Here is a 15,275-nt window from a genome sequence, read left to right on the forward strand (position 1 = left end):
TCTGCTGGGCCCGAGCCTCGGAGGGTACGCTCGAAGCATGTCGTGCATCCGCTTCAACACTCCGGCGCAGCTCGCGGCCATGCGCGAGCACGTTCCCGTCATGCTGACCCCCGAGGAGGCTGCGGCGCTGCATCCCGCCCCGCCCGTGACGGAGAGCAAGATCCGCCGGCTGCGCATCCTGGCCCAGGATCAGAACCCCAAGATCCGCGAGAGCGTCGCCAGTAATTACCACACGCCGGAGGACCTCTTCGAGGTGCTGGCGCGTGACCCCGACGACGGTGTGCGCAGCTGCGTCGCCCGCAATGAATACGCGCCCTGCGACGTTCTCCGATCGATGGCCGACGACGCATCCGAGCAGGTCCGCGGATGGCTCGCCGTCAACTACTACGTTCCGGCGGACGTCATGGAGCGCCTCGCAGCGGACCCCAGCGAGACCGTACGCAAGCTCGTGAACTGGAAGGGCGCGCTCGTCGACGCCTGAGTCCGTCGCGAACGGCGAGTCAGAGGAACCCGTGCGCAGGATCAATGCAGCGCGTCACACCCGCGGGGCGCGCACGATCTTCGGCGTGACGCGCATCACTGCGGCGTGCGTCGCCGTCGTAGCGCTCATCGGTGACATCAACTACACGATCGGCACCGGCCCGTTCGCGATCGCCAACTTCTTCAGCTATTTCACCGTGCAGAGCATGACGATCGCCGTCATCGTCTTCGCGCTGGGAGCCGCCAACGCCCTGCGCGAACCGCAGGACCCCCTCTGGCTGGACAAGCTCAGGGCCGTCTCCACCTGCTACGTCATCGTCTCGGGGCTCGTGTTCGCTGTGATCCTCGTGGAGGGAACCTTCCGCGGAATCCCTGTCTGGGCGCCCTGGTCGAGCCAGCTGCTGCACTTCGTGCTGCCCGCCTACGCGCTGCTCGACTGGATCGTCGCCCCCGGCAGAGAAGTTCCGTGGAAGACGATCGGCTGGGTGCTGCTGTTCCCCGCGATCTGGGTGGTCTTCACGATGATCCGCGGCTCACAGGTGTACTGGTACCCGTACTTCTTCCTCGACCCCGCACTCGTCGAGATCCCCTTCGAATTCGGGCTCTACATCCTCGCGACAATCGTCATCTTCACCGGCGTCGTCTCCGGGCTGATCGCGATCAGTCGGCGGCACCACTCTCGCCAGACGGCGACGGAAGCACGCCCCCAGGCCCCTCAAGCACCTCGGGATCAAGGAACGGCTCCAGACTCGTCAACGCCGCCTGCAGCAGATCGGCATCAGAGAACTCGGCCAAGCGCGTCGCTGCCTCGCCTGCACAGATCCCCACAAGCATGGGCTCACCCGTGAGCGGCAACAGGTTGTACCAGAGCGGAAAATCGGAGTCGCCGTCGATGACGCTCCACACCGTGGCATCCGTCGACCAGAACGGGGCATCGAAACGGAGCACGATCTTCTCCTGCTGACCCATCCCCAGCGCAGAGATCGCGCCCCGGTGGGCGAACGGCAGCGGCGGATCGAACTCGATCGACCCCGCCTTCAGAACACCCAGCGGCACCGTGATGACGACACGATCCGCAGACAGCGACTCGCCCCGCGCCAGACGCAGACTCACCCCATCGTTGTCATAGCTGACACTCGACACCGTGCTCGACGGCAGGATGTCAAGACCGTCGAGCTCGGATGTCACCAGGCCGGCAAACCCGCCCGTGACCAGAACATCGTCATCAGTGCTGCGCGTCGGGTCGGCCGTGAACCAGGCAGAGAGCTCATCGGCCTCCGCACCGCCCTCGATCACGACATCGCCGGCAACAAAATTCTCGAGCAGATCGGCGTCGGACACCCCGTCGGGCGAGCGCGACGAACTGACATCCGCCGCGCCCGACGCCACGAGGGCGTCGGCGATGGAGACATCACCCGGCTGGGACGCGGCCCAGGCGATCGCGGCGGCCACAGCATCCGGAGCCACGGAACCAGCCTCGATCGACGCCCCCGCCGCCGTACGCCTGTCGTACACGAAATCGAACGAGCTCGTCGACACCTCGGCACGAGCCAACGCCGACGTCACAGGATTCGTCGACGCATCGTGCACCCAGGCGGCCCCCAACTCGATCGGCGCCGGCCAACGCTCGTCATCGACCGTGCGGATGCGGCCACCCGAACGATCCCGGCCCTCCACCACCACAACGCTGTGGCCCGCATCGGCGAGACGCCGCGCGACCGTCGCCCCAGCGATCCCGGCCCCCACGACGGCGATGCGCTCCCGCTCGCCGACAACATCTGCCAACTCGAGCGCGACCCGCAGGCCGGAAGCGCGGGCGCCCTGCACCGTTCCCGGCTCGAAATCAGCGGTGTGCTCCCCCGCGAAGAACAAGCGGCCCGCCACCGGCTCGCCCAGCGCGGCACGCTGCTCAGGGCTCGAGCCGACCGGCTGGAAGCTGAGAGCGCCCCGCGAGAACGGATCGCTCGCCCAAGAACTGCGCTCGAACGCCGACGGCTGCGGAATCTTCGTGCGCGTCGGCGGAACCGTCGGAGTCGGCTGCGGCGGTGCACTCGTGCACGCCGAAACGGCAAGGAGGGTCAGCCCGGAAGCCGAGCCCATAAGGAAGGTGCGCCTCGATATAGTCATCCCTCGGTCACTGTAGCTGTGAGCATCCGGAACCACCAGCGACCGCGCCGACTACCCTGAGAGCATGCAGAACGGGGCCAGGGTCGACAGCTGGCTGTGGGCCGTGCGCGTGTACAAGACGCGCTCGGCAGCCACAGCGGCCTGCCGCGCCGGGCATGTGCGGGTCGGCGGCGAGCGCGTCAAAGCCGCCCAGACGGTGCGCATCGGCGACGAGGTGCGCGTGCGCATCGCCGGCTTCGACCGCACGCTCGTGGTGCAGCGCCTCCTCGTCAAACGGGTCGGCGCGCCCGACGCAGCAACCGCCTACAACGAGACGACCCCACCACCGCCACCCCGGGAGGAACGGCCCCTCCTGCCGGTACGCGACCGCGGCGCCGGCCGCCCCACCAAACGCGAACGGCGCGAACTGGAGCAACTGCGCGGCTACTGAACGGCCCGGCTCAGTCTCAGTCTCAGTCTCAGTAGAGGAAGATCGGCAGCCAGTCACGGTTGTGCGCGTGCACAAGCGCCAGAAACAGCACCAGATCGAACAACAGGTGCACCGACACCACATAGGTGAGCGACTTGGTCAGCTTGAACGTGTACCCCTGCAGCATCGCGAACGGAAACGTCAACAGCGGCCCCCACGCCTCATAGCCGATCTCCCACAGGAACGACGAGAAGATCACCGCCTGCAGGATGTTCGCCAACCAATCCGGAAAATGGCGGCGCAGCAGAGTGAACGTCGTGCAGACGAAGAACAACTCATCCCAGATGCCGACCGTGTTCACACCGAGGAAGAGGCGCCAGAAGATGGTGGGATCATCCGTGCTGATCGCATTCGGCCAGTTCTGGAAGACATCCGTGCTGATCAGATACACCGGCAGGATGAAATAGCCGAGCGCGACGACACCCAGCAGGTAGAGCTTCGCCGTGAGCGACCAGCGGTGGCCCGTGCGCACCGGAAAACGGATGATGCGCTCCCGGAACACGAACCGGTCGACCAGCCACGGCACCAGAACGGCGAGCGCGAGCGCGCCGCCCATGAGCGCCATGTGCCCGAGGCTCAGATCGGCGTTCAGCGGAACCAGACTGATGATGATGAGACCGGATGCGATGAGCGCCAGATGGCGCAGAAGCACACGATCGATGACGGCAGCCGCCACAAGGCTCGCCGCGATCAGCAGATAGCCGGCGTCGCTCTCAAGACCGAACAGGACGACGGCGGATGCCGAGAGCAGCACCGCGGGCAGCAGCTTCCAGCTGAGGGCGGTGCGCGGCGCTTCGGCTGCGATCAGTGTCGACGTCACCCGTTCAGGATGTCACACGGTGCCGCAGTCAGGCGGATGCGGGTGGCTTGGCGACGAGGAAAGCTCTCAGTTGATTAACTCGAACATATGTTCGAAACTATGGGCATGACGCTGCTCGCCGAAACCTCCTCCCCCGCCCTCGCGCGGGACGAGCTGCAGACGCGCATCCGGCAGATGCAGGCCACCCGGCTCGACGAGAAGACCCTACCCATGCCCCCCGGCATGGAGTCGCTGCTGCCCGAAGGGCTGCGGGCAGGCGCGAGCTACTCCATCGACGGAAGCGCCGCGGGGGCTGTGACGCTCGCCCTGGCACTCCTGGCCGGACCCTCCCGGCAGGGTGCCTGGTGCGGGGTGCTCGGGATGCCCGGGCTCGGAACGGAGGCGGCCGCCGGGCTGGGCGTGGACCTCGAACGGCTCGTGCTGGTGCCCCGCCCCGGCGACCGCTGGCTCACCGTCGCCGCCGCCATGGCCGACGTCCTCGGCATGGTGCTGTTGGCGCCCCCGGGCAGGGCGACCGCCGCCGACGCCAACAGGCTCGCGGCCCGGCTGCGGCAGCGCGGCAGCACCCTCCTCGTGCTGGGCGACTGGCCGCACGCCGAGGCGACGCTGCGGGTGGCCACGAACCGCTGGGAAGGGCTCTCGGATGGCCACGGCAGACTGCGCACGCGGCACCTGGATGTGCAGTCGACCGGACGCAGCGGGCGCATGCGCGCCATCCGGCTCGACCTGGCCGAGCGGGGGCATCCGATCGCAACGGCAACAGGCACGGCGCACAGCCCCTCGATCCGACTCGTGCAGGGGATCGCCGGATGACCGAGACGGCAGCAGACCCACTGCGGGCGCTCATCGTCTGGCTGCCCGACTGGCCCATCTCAGCAGCACGGATGGAGCAGGGGCTTCCGCCGGACGGCCCGCTCGCACTCGTCGACCGCGGGCACGTCGTGGCCTGCTCCGAATCGGCCCGGCGGGAAGGCGTGCGCCGCGGGCTGCGCCTGCGCGAAGCACAGCTGCGCTGCCCCGAACTGGTGCTCGCCCCCTACGACGCGACTGCCGATGCCCGGGCCTTCGACCCCGTCGTCGCCGTCATCGAACAGATCGTGCCGGGAGTGCAGATATTGAGACCCGGGCTCTGCGCGGTGCGGGCCAGAGGCGCCGCCCGCTATTACGGAGGAGAACAACAAGCAGCAGAACGACTGCTCACCGCGCTCGAAGAACACGGCCTGGCAGGAACGGGCATCGGGATCGCCGACAGCCTCTTCGCAGCAGAGCAGGCGGTCTGGCAGGCGACCGCGCAGCATCCGCTCATCATCGTGCCGGCCGGAGAATCGGCACGATTCCTCGCAGGCCTGCCCATCGAGGCGCTCGGCGACGACAGCGTCACCCCGCTGCTCCGCAGGCTGGGGGCGCGCACCCTCGGCGACTTCGCCGCCCTGTCGGCGACAGATGTGCGCACCCGCTTCGGTGAAACCGGCGCCAGGGCACACGCCCGCGCGGGAGGAAACGACCCGCGCCCCGTGATCGCACGGGTGCCGCCGCGTGAGCTCGACTGCTCCGTCGAATTCGAACCGCCCCTCGATCGGGTCGACCAGATCGCATTCGGGATGCGGGCGGCATCCGAACTCTTCATAACCCGACTCACGCGCGAGAGGCTCGTGTGCACGGGGATCCGCATCACCGTGACGGATGAGACGGGGGTGAACTCGGAACGCGGCTGGGCGCATCCGCGATACTTCACAGCGGCGGATGTGCTCGACCGGGTCCGCTGGCAGCTGCAGGGAGACTCCGGCGCCGACGGCGGGCCAGACTCCCCCGTCGCGCGGGTACAGATCGCACCGGAACACGTCGACGCTGCGGCAGGCCACGAAGAGGGCCTGTGGGGGCAGATGGCAGACGAGCGCATCCACCACGGACTGTCGCGCATCCAGAGCATGCTCGGGCACGAAGCCGTACTCACAGCGGTGGCGGGCGGCGGGCGGCTGCTCGCAGAGCGGCGGGTTCTCGTGCCCTGGGGAGACGCCCCGCCGGCCACCGCACGGGCCGCCTCGTCACGCCCCTGGCCGGGCAGCCTTCCCGACCCGCAGCCGACAACCGTGTTCGAGACGCCCCAACCCGTCACCGTGCTCGACGCAGGCGGCACAACGGTCGACGTGGACCGGCGCGGCTCCCTCAGCGGTGCGCCCACCTGGCTGGGGCACGAACAGGGCGGCACCGGCCCGCCCGGCAGACATCGCATCGCGGGCTGGGCGGGGCCCTGGCCGCTACGACAACGCTGGTGGGATCCGGCAAAGAGCCGCCGCTCCGACCGCTTTCAGATACTCGACGACAACGGAACGGCCTGGCTTCTTCTGCTCGAACAACACTGCTGGTGGGCGGAGGGGCGCTACGACTGAAACCACTGCGACCCGCTGGACAACGTCCAGCTGAACACGGGCCCAACCGGACATCGGCGGGTGAACAGGGAAGGAGGAACAGCGGATGGGATGGAACAATCCCCCGGTCACCTGGGCGGAACTCGAGCGAACGCTCAGCGGCGAACCGCAGCCCGAACGACCTCACCACTCCCGCCGACGCCCACCCCCAGCCTCGGCCCCAACCCCTCAGCCGGACGACACCCCGGCCGGGCCGCAGGTGCCCTACGCCGAACTGCACATCCACTCGCATTTCAGCTTTCTCGACGGCGCCTCCTCCCCCGCCCAACTCGTCACCGAAGCCATGCGCCTCGGCCTGCACGGCCTCGCCCTCACCGACCATGACGGCCTCTACGGCATCGTGCGGATGGCGGAAGCGGCAGAGACAACACCACTGAAGACGGTGTTCGGGGCAGAACTCTCGCTCGACCTCGGCATGCCACAGAACGGCCAGGCCGACCCCGAAGGCGAACATCTGCTCGTGCTCGCCCGACGCGAGGAGGGCTACCACAGGCTCGCCGGCGCGATCACGACCGCGCAACTCGCCGACGGCGCCCAGAAGGGGCAGCCCGTCTACGACCTCGAACAGCTCGCCGAGGCATCCGGCGGCCACTGGGTCGTGCTCACCGGATGCCGCAAGGGCGCCGTGCGCCGTGCGCTCACCTCCCACGGTGAGCAGGCGGCAGAAGGGGAGGTGCTGCGGCTCATGCGACTGTTCGGCGACGAGAACGTCGTCGTCGAACTGATCGACCATGGAGGCCCCCTCGACAGCGAGCACAACGACGCCCTCGCCGGAATCGCCGCGCGGCTGGGCATCCCCTACATCGCCAGCAACGCCGTGCACTATGCGCACCCCGACGAGCAGCCCCTCGCATCCGCGATCGCCGCCGTGCGGGCACACCGCAGCCTCGACGAGATGGATGCCTGGCTGCCCGCCTCCGACGGGGCTCACCTGCGCAGCGGTGCCGAGATGGCCCGACGTTTCTCCCGCTACCCCGGCGCCGTGGCCCGAACCGTCGAACTGGCCGACGATCTCGCCTTCAGCCTGCGCGCCGCCCGACCGAAACTGCCGAAACAGGACGTGCCCGACGGCCACACACCCATGTCGTGGCTCAGAGAACTGGTGCGACGCGGAACCCCGGCGAAATACCCGGACGCCGACAAGACTGTGCACGCCCGGCTCGAGCAGGAACTCGGCGTCATCGAGACGAAGGACTTTCCCGGATACTTCCTCATCGTGCACGACATCGTGCAGTTCGCTCGCGAGCGGGGCATCCTGTGCCAGGGGCGCGGCTCAGCCGCCAGCTCGGCCGTCTGCTACGTGCTCGGCATCACCGCCGTCGACTCGATCTTCTTCAAGCTGCCGTTCGAGCGCTTCCTGTCGAGCATGCGCGAAGAAGAGCCCGACATCGACGTCGACTTCGACTCGGATCGCCGCGAAGAGGTCATCCAGTACGTCTACCGAAAATACGGCAGACGCAACGCCGCCCAGGTCGCGAACGTCATCAGCTACCGGCCCAAGAACGCCGTGCGCGACATGGCGAAGGCGCTCGGCTACAGCCAGGGCCAGCAGGACGCCTGGTCGAAGCGACTGGAACGCGACATTCCCGCCACCGAGAAGGGGGACGGCATCCCCGCCACCGTCATCGGGCTCACACAGCAGCTGTTGAAGGCCCCCCGCCATCTGGGCATCCACTCGGGCGGGATGGTGCTCACCGAGCGACCCGTCGGCGAGGTATGCCCCATCGAGCATGCACGCATGGAGAACCGAACGGTGCTGCAGTGGGACAAAGACGACTGCGAATGGATGGGCCTCGTCAAGTTCGACCTGCTCGGGCTCGGCATGCTCGCGGCGTTGCAGTACTGCTTCGACCTCGTCGACGACAACCTCGGCGAACGGTGGAGCATCGAGACCATCCCCAAAGAGGAGCAGGGCGTCTACGACATGCTGTGCAGGGCGGATGCGATCGGCGTCTTCCAGGTGGAGAGCCGGGCCCAGCTGGCGACGCTGCCGAGACTCAAGCCGCGCTGCTACTACGACCTCGTGGTCGAGATCGCCCTCATCCGGCCGGGTCCCATCCAGGGCGGTGCGGTACATCCGTACATCCGCCGCCGAGCAGGCGAGGAGAAGGTCAGCTACTCGCACCCCCGACTGAAGGAGGTGCTGGAGCGAACCCTGGGGATTCCCCTCTTTCAGGAACAGCTCATGCAGATGGCCGTGGCCGTCGGCGGATGCACGGCAGAAGACGCCGACCTGCTGCGCCGGTCGATGGGATCCAAGCGCGGGGTCGAACGCATCGACTCGCTCAAGAAGAAGCTCTTCGCCGGCATGGCCTCGAACGGTATAACCGGTGACACGGCGAACGGCATCTACGCGCAGATCGAAGCGTTCGCCGACTTCGGCTTCGCCGAATCGCATTCTCTGAGCTTCGCCGTGCTCGTCTATGCGAGCTCCTGGCTGAAGCTGCACTATCCCGCCGCATTCCTCGCGGCGCTGCTGCGGGCGCAGCCGATGGGCTTCTACTCGCCGCAGACGCTTGTGGCGGATGCCCGCAGGCACGGTGTGGCCGTGCTGCGGCCCGACATCCTGCTCTCTGACGCGCAGGCGAAGCTCGAATCGATCACCGAGCCCAGAGACAGCGAACTCGGCAGAGCCGACCACCGGAGGCAGGACGGCTGCGTGCAGCAGAACCAGCCACCGATCGGCGCGTTCGACCGAACCTCACCCGCGGACACCGCCTCCCACCGGCGCGACGCAGGCTTCGCCGTGCGGCTCGGCCTGGCCGAGGTGACCACAATCGGCTCAGCCCTCGCCGAGAGGATCGTCGCAGAACGGGAGACGAGCGGAGCATTCGCCGACCTCGCAGATCTCTCGCGCCGGGTCGGCCTGAGCGCCGAACAGTTGGAGGCGCTCGCCTCCGCCGGAGCCTTCGACTCGCTCGGCATGAGCCGCCGCGAAGCGCTGTGGGATGCGGGGGCCGCCGCGCAGGAGAAGTCAGGCCATCTCGACGGCAGCGGGACGAGCATCCAGCCTCCTCTGCTGCCGATGCTGACACCGGCAGAGCAGGTGGCCTACGACCTGTGGGCGACGGGGGTGTCGACGGATGACCACCCGATGAGGCATGTGCGCCCCGAACTGGCCGGACGCGGGGTGCTCCCCATCGACGCGCTCACCACAGCGGAATCCGGGCGGCGCATCCATGTGAGCGGCATCGTCACGCACCGCCAGCGGCCACAGACGGCCAGCGGCATGACGTTCATGAACATCGAAGACGAGACGGGCATCCTGAACATCATCGTGAGCAAGGGGGCGTGGGCTCGCTACCGGCGTATCGCCAGGGAGTCGCCCGCGCTGCTCGTGCGCGGCATCCTGGAGCGTTCCCCCGACGGCATCGTGAACGTCGTCGCCGACCGCTTCGAAGAGCTGCGGATGCCGGTGCGCACGCGGTCGCGCGACTTCCAGTGAGCGGCCCCATCCGGATCAACGAAAGGTCACGATGAGCCCTTTACGCGCACATGAAGGGCGAAAAGTGACCACTCGCGGTATCACGCGAGTGGTCACTGGTCGCTTCGGCCGTGGTCGCGCCCGTCAGTCCGTGGCGGGCGCGTTCGGGGCGGCGGCCCGACGGGCGGGCTTCGACTGTTCGGTCATCGCGCGCCCCACGGCCTCGCCCGTGGCACGGCCCGTGACGATCTCGGAGATGTCGATGCCGACAAGATCCTTGATGATCTTCGTCGACGTGGCCAGCTGCGACGCGACGCTCTGGCCGAGCTGTTCCGAGCCGTTGCCGTCACTCGAGATGATCGTCATGTTCGAGATGGCGGAGAGCGGCTCGGATGCGGCACGCACGATATCGGGCAGCTGGTTGATGAGCTGCTGGCGGAGCAGCTCGGTGGCGCGCTCCTCGAGCGCCTCGGCGCGAGCCCTCGCAGACTCCGCCTCAGCGGCACCCTTGACTCGGATCGATTCGGCCTCGGCCTCACCCTCAGCCCTCAGCGCCTCAGCGGCCGCGATACGGCGGTTGCGCTCGGCGATTCCCTCGGCCTCAACAGCCTGCGCCGCGTAGCCTCGGCTGTTCTTCTCTGCGATGCTCTCGGCCTCGAGCGCCTCGGCCGACGACTTGCGGCGGTCACGGTCGGCGTTGGCTGCGGCCACTGCTGCGCCGGCGGATGCTTCGGCACTCTTCTCGACCGCATAGGCCTCAGCGTCGGCGACGGCGCGGATCTCGGCGTCGAGCTCCTGCTTGCGCAGGCCGACGCGCTTGCCCGCGGTGATCTCCTGCTGCGAGATGACCTCCTGCTGGGCGATCGCCTCGGCCAGAGGACGAGAAGAATCAGCCTCGGCGCGCGCCTTGTCGGTCTCCTTCTGGATCTCGGCGTTACGCAGGTCGAGCTTGCGCTGCTGCTCGGCGACGGCCTGCTCCGCACCGATGCGGGCCTCCTCGGAGGCCTGACGAGACACCGACTCGGCGATCTCGGCGACCTGCTTCACCCGGGCGGCTTCGGCGCGACCCAGGTCACGGATGTATCCGTTGTCGTCGTCGATCTCCTTGATCTGCAGGGTGTCGATCTGGAGGCCCTGCACGTCGAGCGACTCACGCACCGCCTCGAGCACCTGCCCCTGCAGCACCTGGCGGTTGGTGATGATCTCGGTGACCGTGAGCTGGCCGACGATCGATCGCACCGACCCGCTCAGCACCTCCTCGGTGGAGGTCTCGATCTGGTCCTGCTGGTTGAGGAAGCGCTGGGCGGCGGCACGTACCATCTCCTCGGAGCCGCCCACCTTGACGACGGCCACCGCGTTGACGCGGATCGTGATGGCATCCTTCGTCTGCGCTGTCGCCTGTACATTCAGCTGGCGGCTGCGCAGGCTCAGCTTGAAGTGTGCCTCCACGATCGGCTTGACGAAGACGCGCGAACCAAAGACGACCTTCTGCCCGGCGTTCTCGAACTCGCCGCTCGCCGCCCTGGCACCCTTCTGGCGCGAGGTCACGATGATCGCCTCATCCGGCTTGGCGATCTTGATACCGCGCAGCGTCAGCACGAGGAACACAAGCACCACGACCACGGCGATGCCGATGAGCACCGGAAGCAGCAGGAGTTCGAAGGGGAAGAACGGCACGAGGGGCCTCTCGTCGATGAAACGGGCGGAAGGGGCGACCCCCGAGAAGAGGGGCATCAATCGAGTATGGCCGAACATCCGGCGACGATGCCACCGGGTGGACAATATGTGGACAACGGATGGAAAGCGGATGCGCTCCCGGCAGAAAGATTTCAATGTCGGTGGAATACGACACACTGGTTTCTGCGTTGCCCTCAGGGCCGCGATCGCGATGCACCCCCACTCTTTTCGACAGGACAGCCGTATGACTGACACCTCCTCCAGCACCGCCACGGGTGCCGTTCCCGTGCCGAACGCCGCATCGCTGGGAACCGCACCCTCTACCGAGGCCGAGGCCCGTATCGCGTCACGCAACCGTCTCGTGATCGGCCTGCTGCTGGTCTCGGCGTTCGTGGTCATCCTGAACGAGACGGTTCTGGGCGTCGCCCAGACGCGCCTCGAGCACGACCTCGGCGTGCCCTACAGCCTCATCCAGTGGTTGACGACGGGGTTCATGCTGACGATGGCCGTCGTGATCCCGATCACGGGCTTCCTGTTGGAGCGCTTCACCACGCGCGGCGTCTTCATCACCGCGATGTCGTTGTTCAGCCTGGGCACCCTCATCTGTGCCCTCGCCCCCGGCTTCGAGGTGCTACTAGCTGGCCGCATCGTGCAGGCGACCGGAACGGCGATCATGATGCCGCTGCTCATGACGACCGTCATGAACCTCGTGCCGCCGTCGGCGCGCGGCCGCACCATGGGCAACATCTCGATCGTCATCTCGGTGGCGCCCGCGCTCGGCCCGACCATCTCGGGCCTGATCCTGAACGTGCTCGAATGGCGTTGGCTGTTCCTGCTCGTGCTGCCGATCGCGATCGGCGCGCTTGTGCTCGGCGCGGCCCGTATCGAGAACGTCACAGAGCCCCGCAAGGTTCCCGTCGATTCGCTGTCGGTCGTGCTGTCCGCGCTCGGCTTCGGCGGGCTCATCTTCGGCCTGAGCAGCCTCGGCGAGGCCGCCCGGGGCGCGGCCACCGTGCCGCTCTGGATCCCCATCGGGGTCGGCATCGCCGCCCTCGTGCTGTTCGTCCTGCGCCAGCGCAGGCTCCAGCGTTCCGACCGTGCCCTGCTCGATCTGCGCACGTTCCTGTCGCCCGTGTTCAGCGTCTCCACGATCATGCTCGTCATCAGCATGATCGCCCTGTTCGGCATGGTCGTCGTGCTCCCCATCTACACGCAGGAGGTACTGGGGCTCGACACGCTGACCACCGGGCTCCTCCTGCTTCCCGGCGGGCTGCTGATGGGTGTGATGGCACCGTTCGTGGGGCGTTTCTACGACCGCTTCGGGCCGGCACCGCTCGTCGTGCCCGGCTCGATCATCGTGAGCGGGGCCCTCTGGGGCACCACGCTGCTCGGTGTTGACACACCGTTCCTGTGGGTGCTCGTCGCGCATGTCGCCCTGAGCATCGGCCTCGCACTGCTGTTCACCCCCCTGTTCACCTCGGCACTCGGCTCGCTGCGGCCCTCCCTCTACTCGCACGGCAGTGCGATCGTCGGAACCGTGCAGCAGCTCGCCGGCGCGGCCGGAACGGCACTGTTCATCAGCGTCATGACGGCGCAGTCGATCGCACTCGCGGGCGGAGGCGCGCCCGACGTCGCGGACACGGCCGGGGGCATCCACATGGCCTTCGTCTGCGGTGCAGTCATCTCGCTGCTCGCGGTCGTCGCCGCGTTCTTCGTGCGCAAGCCGGCCGACATGCCTGAGGGAATGCACGCGGGGCACTGAGCCTCCACGGCCCGGCCTTCTAGGATCGTGATGTGACAGCCGTGGCTCCGAAGCATCCGAGATTCTCCGCAGTGCGAGGCTTCTTCGAGGGCGCCGGGCTGCTGTTCCGTGGCTTCGCTACCTGGGGTACTTCACCGAAACGCATGCTGCTGGGCCTCATCCCCGGCGCGATCACCTTCGCGATCTACATCGCGATCGTGATCGCGTTCGTGGCGACGATCGGGCCGATCACCGACTGGCTGACGCCGTTCGCGAGCGGCTGGGATGACTCGCTGCGCACGCTCCTGCGCATCGCCGTCGGCCTGGCCCTCGCCGTGGCGGCATCCCTCGTGCTCGTCTACTCGTTCACCGTGGTGACGCTCGCGGTCGGGCAGCCGTTCTTCGAGCGCATCTCCCGCGACGTGGATGATGCGCTCGGCACCGTTCCCGAGGCGCCCCAGCCGGGCTTCTGGCGGGGGCTGTGGCGTGGCATGGCCGAGGCGCTCGGGGTTCTCGCCCTGACCCTCCTGATCGGCCTGGGGCTGTTCCTGCTGAGCCTCGTGCCGGTGGTCGGCTCTCCACTCGCGGCCGTCACCGGAGCGTTCACGGGCGGCTGGTTCCTGGCGCTCGAACTCAGTGCGGTGCCGCTTCAGCGTCGAGGCCTGCGCTTCGGACAGCGACGCCGGATGCTGGGGACCAGACGCTCGGTGACGCTCGGCTTCGGCGTCGTCACATTTCTGCTGTTCCTCGTGCCGCTCGGCGCCATCGTGACGATGCCTGCGGCGGTCGCGGGCGGCACACTGCTGGCCCGATCCGCGCTCGGCGAGGCCGTGCGCCCTGCGGCGACGCCGACACCCTAGCCGCGTCTCAGCTCTGCTCTCGGATCGCCTGCTCCAGCCGTTCGACCTTGCCGCTCAGCTCGCCGCTGTGACCGGGGCGGATGTCTGCCTTCAGCACCAGGGAGATCCGTGATCCGAACGGTTCGACGGCCTCGACCGCGCGCTTCACGACGCCCATGACCGTGTCCCAGTCGGGGCCCTCGATCTCCGTGAACATCGACGAGGTACGATTCGGCAGCCCGCTCTCGCGCACCACCCGCACTGCGGCGGCGACGGCGTCGTGAACGGACGCGTCGGGGTTCTCTCCCCCGCTCGGCGCCACCGAGAATGCGATCAACATGCTGGACCTCCCTGTTCTGACGATGCCGGCGCCGATGATGCTCGGTCGCTGGTGTCACATCCGTGTTGCGATTGCCTGTGCGATTGCCTGTGCCGTCGCGCATTCCGAGCCTATCCATAGGTTTCGCTCGCTAATCTGGGGCTCCCCGCCGCCGACGCCGTAGGGATGCAGACCGCAAGGCACAGCGACGACGAGAGAAGGCCCCGTGGCACGACCATCGAAGAAGAAGACGATCATCCTCATCAGCGTCGCGGCCGTGATCGCGCTCGGGGCGACCGCGGCGATCGCCGGCCCCGTCTTCTACCGGGACGTCATCGCCGGGCCGGCCGACGATGCCCCCACAGCAGAGTTGGACACGCGCGCGCCGAGCACGCTCGATGAGAGCACCCTCGCGGGCGACTGGACGGTCACGGATGGCTCGTATGCGGGCTATCGCGTCGATGAGGTGCTCAACGGGGTCGATGTGACCGTCACCGGACGCACCGAAGACGTCGCGGGAACGGTGACCACGAGCGACACCGCCGTGACTGCGGCGACGATCACGGTGGACGTGGCGAGCATCGCGACCGACTCCAGCCAGCGCGACGCCTACTTCAGGGACAGCGCCCTGCAGGTGTCGGAGCATCCGACAGCCACCTTCGAGTTGACGAGCCCCATCGAGGCACCGTCGGATGCCACTGTCGACGCCGAGAGCACGGTGACCGCCGCAGGGGTGCTCACCCTCGCCGGTGTCAGCCAGGACGTGACAGTGGATGTGACGGCTGCGGCCGACGGCGACACCATCCGCATCGCCGGCCAGATCCCGGTGACCTTCGCCGACTTCGGCGTGCAGGCACCGTCACTCGGCTTCGTGAAGGTGGAGGACACCGGCTTCGTGGAGTTCCTGGTGGTGCTGGAACAGGGACCGCGAGGCTGACATCCGGCCAGCA

At 67.9% G+C, this 15,275-nt stretch carries 12 protein-coding genes and 1 pseudogene; 9 read left to right on the forward strand and 4 right to left on the reverse strand.

Going from position 1 to position 15,275, the window contains the following annotated elements; translation table 11 throughout:
• Positions 1 to 37: 37 nt before the first annotated feature.
• On the forward strand, positions 38 to 481 hold the full coding sequence (locus FB562_RS06200) for a hypothetical protein (protein WP_141880351.1): 444 nt from the start codon (positions 38 to 40) through the stop codon (positions 479 to 481).
• An 85-nt stretch (positions 482 to 566) separates the two neighbouring features.
• Positions 567 to 1,130: pseudogene (locus FB562_RS13770) on the forward strand (Pr6Pr family membrane protein); the annotation flags it as partial.
• 10 nt (positions 1,131 to 1,140) lie between these two features.
• On the opposite strand, the gene FB562_RS06205 reads toward FB562_RS13770, so the two are convergent.
• On the reverse strand, positions 1,141 to 2,607 hold the full coding sequence (locus FB562_RS06205) for a flavin monoamine oxidase family protein (protein WP_141880352.1): 1,467 nt from the start codon (positions 2,605 to 2,607) through the stop codon (positions 1,141 to 1,143).
• A gap of 64 nt (positions 2,608 to 2,671) precedes the next feature.
• Here FB562_RS06205 and FB562_RS06210 point away from each other — a divergent pair, with 64 nt between their 5' ends.
• On the forward strand, positions 2,672 to 3,037 hold the full coding sequence (locus FB562_RS06210) for an RNA-binding S4 domain-containing protein (RefSeq protein ID WP_141880353.1): 366 nt from the start codon (positions 2,672 to 2,674) through the stop codon (positions 3,035 to 3,037).
• A gap of 28 nt (positions 3,038 to 3,065) precedes the next feature.
• Here FB562_RS06210 and FB562_RS06215 read toward each other — a convergent pair whose 3' ends face one another.
• Positions 3,066 to 3,896 (reverse strand): type II CAAX endopeptidase family protein, encoded by an 831-nt coding sequence (locus tag FB562_RS06215; RefSeq protein WP_141880354.1) that lies wholly within the window; start codon positions 3,894 to 3,896, stop codon positions 3,066 to 3,068.
• A 105-nt stretch (positions 3,897 to 4,001) separates the two neighbouring features.
• On the opposite strand from FB562_RS06215, the gene FB562_RS06220 reads away from it, so the two are divergent.
• The 3 genes from FB562_RS06220 (at position 4,002) to FB562_RS06230 (ending at position 9,770) form a co-directional block, all read left to right on the forward strand.
• Entirely contained in the window at positions 4,002 to 4,709 is a 708-nt protein-coding gene (locus tag FB562_RS06220; protein ID WP_141880355.1) for a hypothetical protein, read from the forward strand.
• The gene (locus tag FB562_RS06225) at positions 4,706 to 6,286 is read left to right on the forward strand and encodes a DNA polymerase Y family protein (RefSeq protein ID WP_141880356.1); all 1,581 of its coding nucleotides are present in this window, start codon (positions 4,706 to 4,708) and stop codon (positions 6,284 to 6,286) included. Before FB562_RS06220 ends, FB562_RS06225 begins: the two co-directional genes overlap by 4 nt.
• 85 nt (positions 6,287 to 6,371) lie before the next feature.
• Positions 6,372 to 9,770, forward strand: a complete 3,399-nt coding sequence (locus FB562_RS06230) for an error-prone DNA polymerase (protein ID WP_141880357.1) — start codon at positions 6,372 to 6,374, stop codon at positions 9,768 to 9,770.
• A 123-nt stretch (positions 9,771 to 9,893) separates the two neighbouring features.
• On the opposite strand, the gene FB562_RS06235 is transcribed toward FB562_RS06230, so the two are convergent.
• Complete coding sequence (locus FB562_RS06235; RefSeq protein ID WP_185740467.1) at positions 9,894 to 11,483, reverse strand: SPFH domain-containing protein; 1,590 nt, start codon at positions 11,481 to 11,483, stop codon at positions 9,894 to 9,896.
• Positions 11,484 to 11,670: 187 nt separating this feature from the next.
• Between FB562_RS06235 and FB562_RS06240 the strand changes: the two genes are divergently transcribed.
• Both FB562_RS06240 and FB562_RS06245 read left to right on the forward strand, forming a co-directional pair.
• Positions 11,671 to 13,188 carry an MDR family MFS transporter gene (locus tag FB562_RS06240; RefSeq protein ID WP_141880359.1) on the forward strand — a complete coding sequence of 506 codons (1,518 nt, stop codon included), beginning with the start codon at positions 11,671 to 11,673 and terminating at the stop codon, positions 13,186 to 13,188.
• 32 nt (positions 13,189 to 13,220) lie between these two features.
• Positions 13,221 to 14,027 (forward strand): EI24 domain-containing protein, encoded by an 807-nt coding sequence (locus tag FB562_RS06245; RefSeq protein WP_221625360.1) that lies wholly within the window; start codon positions 13,221 to 13,223, stop codon positions 14,025 to 14,027.
• A 7-nt stretch (positions 14,028 to 14,034) separates the two neighbouring features.
• Here the strand turns inward: FB562_RS06245 and FB562_RS06250 are convergent, their stop codons facing one another.
• A complete protein-coding gene (locus FB562_RS06250) occupies positions 14,035 to 14,346 on the reverse strand; it encodes a thiamine-binding protein (protein ID WP_141880360.1) in 312 nt (103 codons plus the stop codon).
• Between the two features lie 205 nt (positions 14,347 to 14,551).
• Here FB562_RS06250 and FB562_RS06255 point away from each other — a divergent pair, with 205 nt between their 5' ends.
• On the forward strand, positions 14,552 to 15,262 hold the full coding sequence (locus FB562_RS06255; RefSeq protein WP_141880361.1) for a YceI family protein: 711 nt from the start codon (positions 14,552 to 14,554) through the stop codon (positions 15,260 to 15,262).
• Positions 15,263 to 15,275: the final 13 nt, after the last annotated feature.

Source organism: Homoserinimonas aerilata (assembly GCF_006716125.1).
Classification (GTDB): Bacteria; Actinomycetota; Actinomycetes; order Actinomycetales; family Microbacteriaceae; genus Homoserinimonas; species Homoserinimonas aerilata.